At 44.0% G+C, this 13120-nt stretch carries 13 protein-coding genes; 11 read left to right on the forward strand and 2 right to left on the reverse strand.

The features are described 5' to 3' along the window. Nucleotides 1–26 precede the first annotated feature (26 nt). The 11 genes from IUZ65_RS06170 to eat all read left to right on the forward strand — a co-directional run bounded on the left by IUZ65_RS06170 (nt 27) and on the right by eat (nt 11739). The gene (locus tag IUZ65_RS06170) at nt 27–323 is read left to right on the forward strand and encodes a EutN/CcmL family microcompartment protein (protein ID WP_195702910.1); all 297 of its coding nucleotides are present in this window, start codon (nt 27–29) and stop codon (nt 321–323) included. A gap of 27 nt (nt 324–350) precedes the next feature. After that, nucleotides 351–1745 (forward strand): aldehyde dehydrogenase family protein, encoded by a 1395-nt coding sequence (locus tag IUZ65_RS06175; RefSeq protein WP_195702911.1) that lies wholly within the window; start codon nt 351–353, stop codon nt 1743–1745. Between the two features lie 3 nt (nt 1746–1748). Further along, on the forward strand, nt 1749–2591 hold the full coding sequence (eutJ, locus tag IUZ65_RS06180; protein ID WP_195702912.1) for an ethanolamine utilization protein EutJ: 843 nt from the start codon (nt 1749–1751) through the stop codon (nt 2589–2591). 6 nt (nt 2592–2597) lie between these two features. Then, the gene (locus IUZ65_RS06185; protein ID WP_195702913.1) at nt 2598–3839 is read left to right on the forward strand and encodes an iron-containing alcohol dehydrogenase family protein; all 1242 of its coding nucleotides are present in this window, start codon (nt 2598–2600) and stop codon (nt 3837–3839) included. Next, nucleotides 3836–5266 carry an ethanolamine ammonia-lyase reactivating factor EutA gene (locus IUZ65_RS06190; protein ID WP_195702914.1) on the forward strand — a complete coding sequence of 477 codons (1431 nt, stop codon included), beginning with the start codon at nt 3836–3838 and terminating at the stop codon, nt 5264–5266. Before IUZ65_RS06185 ends, IUZ65_RS06190 begins: the two co-directional genes overlap by 4 nt. A gap of 11 nt (nt 5267–5277) precedes the next feature. Beyond that, a complete protein-coding gene (locus IUZ65_RS06195; RefSeq protein WP_195702915.1) occupies nt 5278–6645 on the forward strand; it encodes an ethanolamine ammonia-lyase subunit EutB in 1368 nt (455 codons plus the stop codon). A gap of 12 nt (nt 6646–6657) precedes the next feature. Beyond that, nucleotides 6658–7542, forward strand: coding sequence for an ethanolamine ammonia-lyase subunit EutC (gene eutC / locus IUZ65_RS06200; protein WP_195702916.1), 885 nt, complete (start codon nt 6658–6660; stop codon nt 7540–7542). A gap of 9 nt (nt 7543–7551) precedes the next feature. Continuing rightward, entirely contained in the window at nt 7552–8208 is a 657-nt protein-coding gene (gene eutL, locus IUZ65_RS06205) for an ethanolamine utilization microcompartment protein EutL (protein ID WP_195702917.1), read from the forward strand. Between the two features lie 11 nt (nt 8209–8219). After that, on the forward strand, nt 8220–9563 hold the full coding sequence (locus IUZ65_RS06210) for a 4Fe-4S dicluster domain-containing protein (protein WP_195702918.1): 1344 nt from the start codon (nt 8220–8222) through the stop codon (nt 9561–9563). Between the two features lie 12 nt (nt 9564–9575). Continuing rightward, nucleotides 9576–10124 carry a BMC domain-containing protein gene (locus tag IUZ65_RS06215; RefSeq protein WP_195702919.1) on the forward strand — a complete coding sequence of 183 codons (549 nt, stop codon included), beginning with the start codon at nt 9576–9578 and terminating at the stop codon, nt 10122–10124. 190 nt (nt 10125–10314) lie between these two features. Further along, a complete protein-coding gene (gene eat, locus IUZ65_RS06220; RefSeq protein ID WP_195702920.1) occupies nt 10315–11739 on the forward strand; it encodes an ethanolamine permease in 1425 nt (474 codons plus the stop codon). 68 nt (nt 11740–11807) lie between these two features. On the opposite strand, the gene IUZ65_RS06225 is transcribed toward eat, so the two are convergent. Together IUZ65_RS06225 and pflA are read right to left on the reverse strand one after the other, a co-directional pair. After that, on the reverse strand, nt 11808–12308 hold the full coding sequence (locus IUZ65_RS06225; protein ID WP_195702921.1) for a YfbU family protein: 501 nt from the start codon (nt 12306–12308) through the stop codon (nt 11808–11810). A gap of 54 nt (nt 12309–12362) precedes the next feature. Then, the gene (pflA, locus tag IUZ65_RS06230; RefSeq protein WP_195702922.1) at nt 12363–13103 is read right to left on the reverse strand and encodes a pyruvate formate lyase 1-activating protein; all 741 of its coding nucleotides are present in this window, start codon (nt 13101–13103) and stop codon (nt 12363–12365) included. Nucleotides 13104–13120: the final 17 nt, after the last annotated feature.

Below are 13120 nucleotides of genomic sequence, written 5' to 3' on the forward strand. Positions count from 1 at the left end.
TAGGCGTTAGAAGACAAGGGGGAGACATGCGTGTAGCAAAAGTAGTAGGGCAAGTAGTGGCTACAATTCGTAGCCCGGATATGAGAGCGGACAAACTCTGTTTAGTCGAGTTTGTTGATAAGAAAGGTAATTCGACGAGTGAAGTCCATGTAGCTATGGATCAACTTGGTGCTGGTGAAGGCGAATGGGTGTTAGTTGTTGCTGGAAGCTCAGCTCGAATGGCCTACGGGACAAGTGGCGAGCACTCGCCAATTGATCTTTGCGTCGTTGGAATTATTGATGAGATCACATCAGATAAAAGTGTCCAATACCACAAAAGCTGATAAGTACCTGGATTAGGGGAAAATAGAATGGATCAGAGCGAAATTGAAGATATTGTCCGTCGGGTTGTTGTTCAACTAAAGTCTGACGACCAACCGACGGGCAGTGATCATGGTGTATTTGAGTCGTTAGATGATGCGGTTGCTGCCGCTCGAGATGCGCAAAAACAGATCCGCAGCTTAGCGGTTCGAGATAATATCATCACCGAAATTCGTCGCATGACAAAGAAACATGCAAAAGAGCTTTCTGAATTGGCAGTCGAAGAGACTGGATTCGGTCGTGTGGAAGATAAAATTCGTAAACATTTACTCGTTGCTTCAAGGACACCTGGTACCGAAATTCTTACTCCTCAGGCGGTGTCAGGTGACAGTGGATTGAGTCTGATAGAGAACGCTCCATGGGGTGTGATTGCATCGGTAACACCAAGCACAAATCCAACTTGTACTGTCATCAATAACTCTATCAGTATGATTGCCGCGGGTAATTCTGTTGTATTTGCACCGCATCCAGCAGCAAAAAAAGTATCGCAACGTGCTATTCAGTTGGTTAATCAGGCCTCAGTTCGAGCGGGTGGCCCACCTAATATATGCACCACGGTAAAAGTTCCTTCATTAGATAATGCGAGAAAACTTTTTACTTATCCTGGCATCAAGCTGTTAGTGGTGACTGGTGGTGATGCGGTTGTTGATGCCGCAAAAGAGATTACGGATAAACGTTTAATTGCCGCGGGTCCAGGTAATCCTCCCGTGGTGGTTGATGAGACTGCCGATATTGATCGTGCTGCAATCTCGATCGTTGAAGGCGCGTCTTTTGATAACAATATCGTGTGTGCAAGTGAAAAAGAAATTATTGCAGTAGAGGCTATTGCTGACAATCTAATGCATGCGATGACTCAGCATGGAGCGTATGAAATTAGCGCTAGCCAAGCAGATGAAATCGCCAAAAAAGTATTGAAAGGTTATCCAGGTGATTCGCCTAGTGCAAACCCTCAATGGGTTGGGAGAGATGCAAGTAAAATTGCCGCCACCATCGGATTAGATATACCAGAGTCTACTCGATTACTCGTCTTTCATGCCACCAAAGACAATGTCTTTGCGACCACAGAACAGATGATGCCAATTTTACCTGTAATTAAAGCCGCTAATGCAGATCAGGCCATTGATTGGGCAGTAGAGCTTGAATCAGGCAATCATCACACCGCAGCAATTCATTCAAAAAATATCGATGTGCTGACGCGAATGGCTTATGAAATAGACAGCAGTCTTCTTGCTAAAAATGGTCCTTGTATTGCTGCAATTGGTGCCGGTGGAGAAGGCTGGACAACCATGACCATCTCTACTCCAACCGGTGAAGGTGTGACTAACTCGTTGACCTTTACACGTAAACGTCGTTGTACGGCGGTTGATTCGTTTAGGATTATTTAGTCGATGAACCAGCTAGAAATTGTCACTCAACGTCTCGCGGTCATTAACGATATTGTTAATGATGATACGCCAACAGATACGCCGGAAAACTGGATCATAGGCGTAGATCTTGGCACCGCAGATATTCAAACGGTGGTTCTTGATGGAGAAGGTGCGCCAATCGCCGCCTTCTTAGACTGGGCAAATGTCGTCAATGATGGCGTAGTTGTTGATTATATGGGGGCGTGTCGGATTGTGCGTTCTCAAATAAAACGAGTTGAAGATAAGTTATCTATTACCGTTGAGAGCGCGATTACGTCGTATCCCCCGGGTACTGATCCAAGAATATCTATTAACGTGGTTGAGTCGGCGGGTATTGAAGTGACGAAGGTGATTGACGAACCGTCAAGCGTCGCAGACCTACTGAATATAGAAAATGGCGCGGTAGTCGATATTGGCGGTGGAACAACAGGTACTGCGGTAATCAAAAATGGGAAGCAGCTTTATTCGCTAGATGATCCTAGTGGTGGTAGACATGTTTCTTTAGTTATCGCAGGTAGCCTAAAAGTTGATGATGATGAAGCGGAACGCTTGAAGAGAACAAGCTTTGAAAAGAATGATATTGCCATCATTGTAAGGCCTGTAATCGAAAAAATGGCGGATATTGTTAAGCATCATATTAAAGAAGAGACACCTTCTCATATGTACTTAACGGGTGGTGGAACTCTGGTTAACGGCGTGAACAAAATCTTTAGCGCCACGTTTCCAGAAACGGAAATTGTAACCTTCGAGCACGCTCTGTATTTAACACCGCTCGCGATTGCAAATTATGGCTTAAATCCTGTCATTCATAGAATTGTGGAGTAACTGACAATGTCGTTTTCTCGTGAAGAATTAGTCCAAGTTGTCACTAATAGTATTCAGCAGTCGAAACTCTACAAAGGCTTTTTCTTCCGTTCACCTGCTATTACTTTAACGGGTGGATATAGCGTCAATCAAATTGGTGATGTGCTGATTGAGTTAGGTGTAACCAAAGTGTTTATCGTTGTAGATAAAATGGTATATCAACTTGGTTTACTTGAGGGTTGTCAGCATTCTCTGACCTTTGCTGGAATTGAATACACTATTTTTAGCGGAGTAGTTGGTGAACCAGATTCAGACATTATCAACAAATGCATACAAAAGATGAAAACCGCTGATGCTGACTTTGTTCTTGGTATTGGTGGCGGCTCTGCTTTAGACGTAGCAAAAGCCGTGGCTGTTATGGTCGATTATACAGGCAGTATCAGTGATTTTAAGGTCGGAGGACTGGCATCTCGTCGGGTTGGCTTAGGTGCTATTCCGACAACAGCTGGTACGGGCTCGGAAGTCACCGATATTACGGTGGTTAAAGATCTTGCCACTGGGGTAAAACTACCTATTAAAGGACCAGCACTTGTTCCTGACTTAGCCATTATTGATCCCGCATTGATGTTAGGTGTTCCACCGGAAGTGACCGCGGCAACGGGTGTAGATACATTAACGCATGCGATTGAAGCGTATGTTTCAAGAGGGTCTAACCCATTATCTAAAGCTTATGCCTATCACGCAGTGGAAGCTGTCGCCCGTTCGTTACGTAGAGCCGTTGGTTGTGGTGATAACTTGGATGATCGATACGACATGGCTGTTGCTGCTTACAAAGCGGGGCTTGCTTTCAGCAATGCGGGTCTTGGCTTAACCCACGCAATATCACATCAAATCGGCTCTCAGTTTCACATCCCTCATGGGACGGCTAATGCCATTTTGCTACCTTATGTCATGGCATTTAATGCCCTTGTCAGTGAGTCAGAATATGCAGAGTTAGCCGTCGCTTTAGGTGTGGCTAGAGAAAATATGACTCAAAGAGAGTGCTGCTGGGCGGCAATTAAAGCTGTCAGCCAACTCGTTCAGGATCTAGGGCTACCCACGTCGTTAGCTCATGTAGATATACATCTCGAGTCCATGCTGTCGCTTGCTGAAGATGCATTAGAAGATATTTGCTTAGGCGGCAATCCCCGCACAGTGACAGCAAAGCAGATCATTTCGTTACTGCAAGATGTTGTTAGCGGGTCGATTTCTGGTGAGGTTATTGTATGAATACCAAGTTAATCACTAGCGTAGGCATTGATGTTGGTACCACCACAACTCAAGTCATATTCTCGCGATTAACATTAGTTAACCGTGCACCAGCATCGCAAGTGCCTGTCTATGAGTTCATTGATAGAAAAGTAATCTATCAAAGTCCCGTCATATTTACGCCAATCAACTTTGATGGCGTGATTGATAACGAAAAAATCAAACAGTTTATAGAGGAACAAGTATCCCTTGCAGGCATCACGCATGATGACATTGAGAGCGGGGCGATTATTATCACGGGTGAAACCGCGAAAGCGAAAAATGCACGTTCTTCTCTTCTCCACCTTTCACAAGAAATGGGTGACTTTGTTGTTGCCACTGCGGGTCCGCATTTAGAGTCTATTATTGCTGGTCGGGGTAGTGGTGCTCAACAGGTGTCTGAATCGAATCATCGCCGTGTTATGAACATTGATATCGGTGGTGGCACCGCCAACTTTGTTGTTTTTGATTGTGGTCGAGTAGTCGATACCGCGTGTATCAATATAGGTGGCAGACTCATTCAGTTGGGAGAGCAGGGACAAGTGACCTATCTATCCGAAGCTGGAGCCATGTTGGTAAAAGAAGTCTTTGGGGAGCAGATCAGTCCCAACGCATTAACGAAAGACCATATTAAACGTATTAGTAACAAAATGGCCGATATTCTGTTCGGGTTAATAAGAGGCGAGAACACCCAAATTACCGCTCGACTATTACAAACGGCAGAGCTTAAGCAATTTGATGATATTGATTCCATTTATATCAGTGGCGGTGTGGGTAAGTGCTTGTTCCAAGAACGGGTGAACCCCGTTGATGACCTGAAATTTGGTGATATGGGTCCGATGCTCGCTCGATCTATGCTAAGACACACTGAGTTTGAAAGATTGCCATTTGTCGAACCAAAACAGACAGTGAGAGCAACCGTAATTGGTGCAGGAGCACATTCACTTTCTCTTTCTGGTTCAACTATATGGCTCGAATTAGAAAGCTTACCGATAAAGAATGTTCCGGTTATCCACCCAACGATTGATTGGAACAACCCAGAATTTGATGTTAGCAAGGAAATATGTATCTGTGCTGAACGGATGGATATTGCCCTTGCTACGGACCAATATGCTATTGCATTAGATAGTAGCATGCCAACTAAATACCGCGCGGTGCTCCAAGCTGTCAAAGGACTCGAGCAGTTTTATCGTTTACATGGTAATCACAACGATTCAGCACTAATAATTTCTCATAATGATATAGGCAAAGCACTCGGAATGGAGTTACAACCGTTGCTTTTACCTCAACCGCTTGCGGTTATTGATGAAGTTGCTACCCGAGAAGGGGACTACATCGATATTGGTAAAAGTTATTTTGGAGGGGAGATTGTTCCCCTCACGGTGAAATCTCTCGCGTTTCCGTCATAAAGGAGTGGCTAATGATTTTGAAAACCCGTCTGTTTGGTCAGACATATCAATTCTCAGACGTGAAAGAAGTGATGGCGAAAGCGTCCGATCTTCGTTCGGGAGATGTACTCGCTGGTATTGCAGCCTCTAGCTCTCAAGAGAGGGTTGCTGCGAAACAGGTGTTGTCTGAATTGACACTTAGAGATTTACGTGAAAACCCTTCGGTTCCATATGAACTCGACGTGATCACGAGGATAAATCAGGACAGCTTGAATCGAGCTGTTTATGAGAAAATCCAGAACTGGACGGTAAGTGAACTACGAGAGTATGTGCTTTCTAATACGCCGAGCAGGGAAGAATTCCAGAGGCTCAGCAAAGGGCTAACGGCTGAAATGATTTCTGCAACAGCAAAGCTTTGTTCGAATGCCGACCTAATGTTTGGCGCGAAAAAGTTACCCGTTGTGACTAAAGCAAATAGTACCTTAGGTATTCCCGGCCACTTTAGTTGTCGATTACAACCAAATGACACGCGTGACAATATAAATTCAATTTTAGCACAAACCTACGAAGGTCTTACGTATGGGTGTGGCGACGCAGTAATCGGTATAAACCCTGTAACCGACAGTGTCGAAAATACCACTCAAATGCTTAACGCAATACAAGATGTCATTAACAAATTTGAAATTCCGACACAGCCTTGTGTGCTGGCACATATCACCACTCAAATGGAAGCGGTTCGTAAAGGCGCTCCAGGAGGCCTTTTATTCCAGAGTATTTCTGGCTCTGAAAAAGGGTTGTCTGAGTTTGGCGTCTCTGTAGCGATGCTTGACGAAGCCTATGAAATAGGCAAACAGTATTGTCATTTAGCTGGCGATAATATGATGTATTTTGAAACAGGCCAAGGTTCTGCGCTATCTGCTGATGCTCACTATGGGGCAGACCAGATGACAATGGAAGCGCGTTGTTATGGATTGGCTCGCCGTTATAAGCCGCATCTAGTTAATACTGTGGTTGGATTTATTGGCCCTGAATATCTCTATAATCACCAACAGATTATCCGTGCAGGTTTAGAAGACCACTTTATGGGCAAACTGTCTGGTCTGCCTATGGGTTGTGATGCTTGTTATACAAACCATGCCGATACCGATCAGAACTCAAATGAGAACTTAGTAACGTTGTTAGCGGCATCAGGTATCAACTTTGTTATTGGTATGCCTATGGGGGACGACATTATGCTGAACTATCAGACAAATGCCTTCCACGATACTGCGACGGTTCGTCAATTATTAGGGCTGAGACCTGCTCCAGAATTTGAAAAATGGATGGAGAAAATGGGGCTGCTAGAAAACGGGCTATTAACCTCAAAAGCTGGTGACCCTTCAATTTTCTTTAATCGATAAGCGGAGATAACAATGAACGACAAAAATATACAAGATATTGTCTCAGCTGTTTTACAACAGCTTGGAGAAAAAGATGTATCCGCTTCAACGGTTAAGAGAGTGGTTAGTGAAGAGATCACGCCTGTTGTAAGTGATGGCTCATTGCCTGATTTAGGCGACGATGAGTTCAAAAACTGGAACGGTGTGGTTAATGCTCAAGATCCTAAAATAGTTGAGGATCTGATGACTCAAACAGGGGCCCGGGTTGGAAATGGTTGTGCTGGCCCTCGTCCTAGAACGACGGCATTGATGCGTTTCTGGGCCGATCACTCCCGCTCGAAAGACACAGTAATTAAGAACATCAGTGAGCAGTGGTTGAAAGACCATGATTTAGTAGAGGCTAAAAGCCAGGCTAAAGATAAAGATGAATACCTAACGCGTCCAGATCTGGGTCGAAAACTTTGCCCTGATAGTCGAGATATTATCACTAAAAACTGTGAGCAGTCACCGCAGGTTCAGGTGGTTCTGTCTGATGGATTGAGTATGGATGCTATCACAAGCAATCTGGATGAAATTCTCCCTCCGTTGATGAATGGTATAAAAAATGCTGGGCTTAAAACAAACGCGCCTTTTTTCCTTAGATACGGTCGTGTAAAAGCTCAGGATGAAATCGGTGAACTACTCAATGCAGAAGTGAATATTCTGTTGATTGGTGAGAGGCCAGGGCTTGGACAGTCGGAATCGTTGAGCTGTTACGCGATCTATAAACCGACTAAAGATACCGTGGAATCTGATCGTACCGTTATTTCGAACATTCATAGCGGTGGAACTCCACCGGTGGAAGCGGCTGCCGTAATAGTCGATTTAATTAAAACGATGCTGGAGCAAAAAACCAGCGGCATCAATTTAAAAAGATAGAGGTGAACGATGGCTATTCAAGACAAAATTCCAGCATCTGTATTAGCAACCAGAGTGATTGCATCGGTTGAATCAGAATATGCTAAAGCACTTAAGTTAAAGCCGAATCAAGTCAGTATTGGTTTGATTACGAGTGATTGTGATGATGTTACGTATTGTGCTCTAGATGAAGCAACAAAAGCCGCAAACGTAGAAGTCGTATACGCTCGTTCGTTCTATGCTGGTGCGGCACACTCATCTGGACCTACATCTGGTGAAGTCATCGGTATCATTGCTGGTGAATGCCCGGCAGATGTCATTGCAGGTTTAGATCGTTGCAAAGAAGTAATAGAAAATGAGGCCGCGTTCCAGACAGCAAATGAAGCAGGAGATATCGCTTATTTTGCACACTTAGTCACTTCAACAGGTAGTTACCTTTCTGCGGAAGCGGATGTCGAACAAGGTGATGCATTGGCGTATCTAATTGCGCCACCGTTGGAAGCCATGTTTGCTATTGACGCCGCTCTAAAATCCGCTGATGTTCAATTAAAAAACCTGTTTGAACCACCATCAGAAACAAACTTTGCTGGCGCTCATTTAGTTGGTTCTCAAGCGGCTTGCCGTGCTGCGTGCGAAGCGTTTGCTGAAGCAGTAATCAGCATTGCTAGCAACCCAATCTCTCACTAAGGCACGTTAACATGAGCTCATTTTTAGATAAAGTCAGAGATGCTGGGGTCGTTGGTGCTGGAGGGGCTGGTTTTCCTACCTACGTAAAGCTAGATTGCAAAGTCGATCTGGTTCTTGCGAACGGTGCTGAATGCGAACCTTTGCTAAATAAAGATCAAGTTGTTATGCAGATCTGGGCAGATGAAATGCTCGGAGGCATGTTACTCGCGATGAAACAAACGGGGGCATCGCAAGCTATTATCGGTATCAAAGACAAACATCAAGATACTATCGAGATAATAGAAAGCGCAATTCAAAAACTAGCAAAACCTGAAGAATTTTCGGTATTGCAAATGCGTGACGTCTACCCAGCAGGCGATGAAGTTGAGCTGATTTACGAGGCGACAGGGAAGCGAGTGCCTTCAGGTGGTCTTCCGAAAGATATTGGCGTTTTGGTGCAAAATTCTGAGTCATATATAAATATATTTAGAGCGGCGATAGATCAACCTGTCACACATACAATGCTGACCGTTCATGGTGAGGTGCAATCGCCCTATACAGCATGGCTGCCTGTCGGTATTTCGATCTCTGACGCTCTGGACATTGCTGGTGGGACAACCTGTGATGACTTCATCATTATTGATGGGGGACCAATGATGGGTGGCGTGGTCAGTTCTCTTGACCAGCCGATAACACGGCTTTCAAGTGGTTTTATTGTTATTCCTACATCATCGTCATTGGCAGTTAAAAAGACGATGCCAGAATCGACGTATCGACGTATTGGTAAAGCGGCTTGTGACCAATGTAGTTTGTGTACCTCTATGTGTCCACGAAACATGTTGGGGTACCCCATAAAACCTCACTTGGTCATGCGAGCATTACAGACATCAGGACCTAATAGTGAAACGTATGCCTTATCGGCTCAAGCGTGCAGTGAATGTAACCTATGTTCAATGTGGTCTTGTCCTGAAGGTTTAGACCCAAGGAATATGTGTGTAACCACGAAACGTGATTTACGTGAATCGGGAAGGCTGATGACTCCTGAACAATTGCAAGGACAAACCGTAGATGTACACCCAATGCGTGATTATCGAGGTGTACCAACTAAGCGGTTGATTCAGCGTTTGGGCTTGGTGCAATACAGCAAAATAGAAGCCAAAAATCTAGAAGGTGAATTTGACTTTAAACACGTCAACATTCCACTAAAACAGCATATCGGAGCGCCTGCTCAAGCGTGTGTCAAAGTGGGTGAAAATGTGACGGTTGGTCAAGTGATTGGTTTGGCATTAGACGATGCTTTGAGCGTCAACATTCATGCAAGCATCGCTGGTAAAGTGACCTCTGTCACCGAGCAGCATGTCGTGATAACGAAATAGATGAGTAAAAATATGATTAATGCAATTGGATGTATCGAGCTTAATTCTATCGCACGTGGTTTTTTTGTTGCTGATGTAATGTTAAAAGCGGCGCAAGTTGAAATAATTTTTAACCGTAGTATCTGTCCGGGGAAATTCATGGTGATGATATGCGGTGATGTTGCCGCGGTAAACGCATCAGTAGAAGCCGGTATGATCGCAGGTGGTCCAGAGATTGTAGACGACCTAATAATTTCAAATGTTCATGAAGATGTATTCCCTGCGATCTCAGGTACGCGAGTCGTTGAGCGTACAGACGCGCTTGGAATTATCGAGACATTTTCAGTCGCTTCTATCGTTGAAGCTGCAGATGCTGCCGTAAAAGCGGCTAACGTTGAATTGCTTGAAGTCCATATGGCAATGGCCATTGGAGGCAAGGGATACGTCACTTTAACCGGAGACGTCGCTTCAGTCACTGCTGCTGTAGAAGCGGGTGCGGAGTGTATTAAACATAAAGGATTGCTCGTGGATAAGGTTGTGATTGCCCAACCACGTAAGGAAATATTGGCTGACAAAGTATAAAAATAAGGAGCATTAGCTAGTAAATAGATAGAAAAAATTAAACAGAAAATAAACTAGAACAAACAGTATGTTAACTAAAAAATTATAGGGATGCATCAATCCGTACCCTACAAGAAGGATTGATCCGTCATATCACTTGGTAGTCAGACGATGATTACTGGGTCAAAAAATTAAATCATACGGGTGGCTTATGTCTGAAAATAAAGCAAGTGATTTTGGTTCCTCCGAGTTTATGCATGAACGACAGCTTAAGAAAGGTGTAGCTGGTTGGTTTTTGCTCGCGACGCTAGGGGTATCTTACGTAATATCGGGAGACTATGCAGGGTGGAACTTCGGTATCGCTACTGCTGGTTGGGGCGGCATGTTAATCGCATCGGTGTTGATGGGAATAATGTACCTAACATTGGTGTTGTCATTGGCAGAAATGTCGGCAGCGATACCAACAGCAGGTGGTGGTTATAGCTTCGCGAGGAAAGTAATGGGGCCGATCGGTGGCTACGCCACGGGTTTAGCGGTATTAATAGAGTATGCAATAGCACCCGCTGCCATTGTTATCTTTATTGGTGGCTACCTTGAAGCATTAGTTGGGTGGAACGGACCAACGGTGTATGCGGTCTTTTATGCAATATTTATTGGTATCCATTTGATTGGTGCCGGTGAAGCACTGCGTATTATGCTTGTTATTACAGCACTGGCTGTTGTCGCAATCATTGCAACTGCTTTTGGGTTGATCCCCTATTTTGAAGTGGCTAACCTTTTTGATATACCAGCCAACCCAGCAATAGCAGGAGCAACGACGTTCTTACCACAAGGTTGGAATGGTGTTTGGGCTGCACTACCGTTTGGTATGTGGTTATTCCTAGCAGTAGAAGGTGTTCCTTTGGCTGCGGAAGAGGCAAAAGATCCGGCGAAAGATATGCCTAAAGGCATCATCGCGGCAATGATATTCCTATTAATCACGGCTGTTGGGGTAATGTTATTAGTTCCTGGCGCTGCTGGTGCTCAAGCTACCGCAGGGTATGCTGCACCATTAGTCGATGCGTTGCGTGCTGTTCATGGTGAAGATTCCATGTTAGCGAACTTCGTGAACGTGGTTGGTTTGACTGGTCTTATTGCGTCATTCTTCTCAATTATTTATGGTTATAGTCGTTTAGTATTCGCACTTTCGAGAGCGGGTTACCTACCAGCGTTCTTATCATTAACTGGTAAGCGTAAAGTTCCAGCTTGGGCATTGATCATTCCTGGGATTGTAGGTTTCTTAGCATCATTAACCGGCGAAGGTGATCGCATGATCATGATCGCGGTGTTTGGTGCAACTATATCTTATGCTCTACAAGCTTATAGTCATATCTTGTTGAGAAAAAATGAACCTGATTTAGAACGTCCTTATAAAACACCAGGTGGCATCATTACACCTTGGATCACGATAGTTCTTTCGTTACTTGCTCTATCATCATGTTTTGTATATGACGCAACAGCGGCATTCTGGGCTGTAGGTTTATATGCGATTGGTATGGCTTACTACTTTATCTTTAAGCATAAAGAAGTATCTAAGCATACTGCGGAAGAAGAATTTGAAGCAATCTTTAAAGCAGAAGCGGAACTGGATGATTAATCTAGTCTTGTAAATACGTAAAAAGGAGGTCAATTGACCTCCTTTTTTTATTTAAAATGGTGTACCTATTATGCGTTAAATATCTGAGTAAACTCAGTAGAAGATAGGTGATATTGACGTGGGCAGTTGCGCCAAGTTGTTAGCATACGAGCATATTTTTCTAACATAGGCATTTGGGCATTAAAGTGGTGGTCACTTTTCTCAAATTGAGGGTAAAGCCCTTCAGAATCAACGAGGAAACGAACATAATTGACGAGTTGATGTTCACTTGCGATGTCAAACCCTAAGAATTGTAGTCTACGTTGATCAACGTTGTTTCTATCCGCTTCACTTAACATTTTATTTGACTCTTGCATCGCGTGGTACATCTCCATGATGTTGATCACTTCGCGACATTCTTCTTCGGTTATCTTACCGAAATGTTTATCCAATTCACGCATTTGTAACTCATAGCCTCTCTCCACAATCGTTTGTAAACGGCTATATTTAGCTTCATTTTCAGGTCGGAGCTTAGACATTAGATAGTACTGATTTGAAAGGATCAAGCGTTGAGCGTTCGTCATTTCCATTGTGAGGCCTCGAAGTAATTATTATCTGTTTGTTGTTAATTTATAATCAAAGTACTAATATTTCACATTGTCGACATACTGTTCGAGTATACCCACCATTTTATCCATGGTTTCTTTACTTGGCGGATTGACCCCTTCTAGAGGGTAATCATAGCCGAGTGCTTCCCATTTATGAGCCCCTAATTTGTGATAAGGCAGCAGCTCAACTTTTTCGATGTTATCCATATCTTTAATGAACGCACCGAGCAGATGTGCCGACTCTTCATCATCGGTATATCCGGGTACAATGACATAACGAATCCAGGTTGTTTTACCTATCTTTTGTAGGTAACGCGCAAAGTCCAGAGTGCGCCTGTTCGACACACCAATAAAGTCGTGATGAATTTCATCCTTCATATGCTTGATATCAAGCATGACTAAATCGGATGCCTCTAATACTTCATCGACTACATCGGTATGTTTACGAATATAGCCGTTGGTATCAAGGCACGTATGCATCCCTTCCTTTTGCGCTGCACGGAAAAAATCACGAACAAATTCTGGTTGAAGCATCGCCTCGCCACCGGAACAGGTAATTCCGCCGCCGGATGCCTTCATGAAGTGTCGGTACGACTTAGCTTCGTTGATTATTTCATCTACGGTAACTTCTTTACCACCATGTGTATCCCACGTATCACGGTTATGGCAATACATACAGCGCATTAAGCAACCTTGTAGAAATACGATAAAACGAATACCAGGTCCGTCTACGGTACCGCAAGATTCGAATGAATGGATACGACCAGATGTTGACATAGGTTCTTCTCAGAGAG

It is taken from the genome of Vibrio sp. VB16, from assembly GCF_015594925.2.
Taxonomy (GTDB): domain Bacteria; phylum Pseudomonadota; class Gammaproteobacteria; order Enterobacterales; family Vibrionaceae; genus Vibrio.

Coding starts and splice junctions, on each gene's coding strand:
- IUZ65_RS06190 (WP_195702914.1), top strand. CDS start 3,836: ATGAATACCAAGTTAATCACTAGCGTAGGCATTGATGTTGGTACCACC.
- eutJ (WP_195702912.1), top strand. CDS start 1,749: ATGAACCAGCTAGAAATTGTCACTCAACGTCTCGCGGTCATTAACGAT.
- eutL (WP_195702917.1), top strand. CDS start 7,552: ATGGCTATTCAAGACAAAATTCCAGCATCTGTATTAGCAACCAGAGTG.
- IUZ65_RS06175 (WP_195702911.1), top strand. CDS start 351: ATGGATCAGAGCGAAATTGAAGATATTGTCCGTCGGGTTGTTGTTCAA.
- IUZ65_RS06170 (WP_195702910.1), top strand. CDS start 27: ATGCGTGTAGCAAAAGTAGTAGGGCAAGTAGTGGCTACAATTCGTAGC.
- IUZ65_RS06225 (WP_195702921.1), bottom strand. CDS start 12,308: ATGGAAATGACGAACGCTCAACGCTTGATCCTTTCAAATCAGTACTAT.
- IUZ65_RS06215 (WP_195702919.1), top strand. CDS start 9,576: ATGATTAATGCAATTGGATGTATCGAGCTTAATTCTATCGCACGTGGT.
- IUZ65_RS06195 (WP_195702915.1), top strand. CDS start 5,278: ATGATTTTGAAAACCCGTCTGTTTGGTCAGACATATCAATTCTCAGAC.
- pflA (WP_195702922.1), bottom strand. CDS start 13,103: ATGTCAACATCTGGTCGTATCCATTCATTCGAATCTTGCGGTACCGTA.
- eutC (WP_195702916.1), top strand. CDS start 6,658: ATGAACGACAAAAATATACAAGATATTGTCTCAGCTGTTTTACAACAG.
- IUZ65_RS06185 (WP_195702913.1), top strand. CDS start 2,598: ATGTCGTTTTCTCGTGAAGAATTAGTCCAAGTTGTCACTAATAGTATT.
- IUZ65_RS06210 (WP_195702918.1), top strand. CDS start 8,220: ATGAGCTCATTTTTAGATAAAGTCAGAGATGCTGGGGTCGTTGGTGCT.
- eat (WP_195702920.1), top strand. CDS start 10,315: ATGTCTGAAAATAAAGCAAGTGATTTTGGTTCCTCCGAGTTTATGCAT.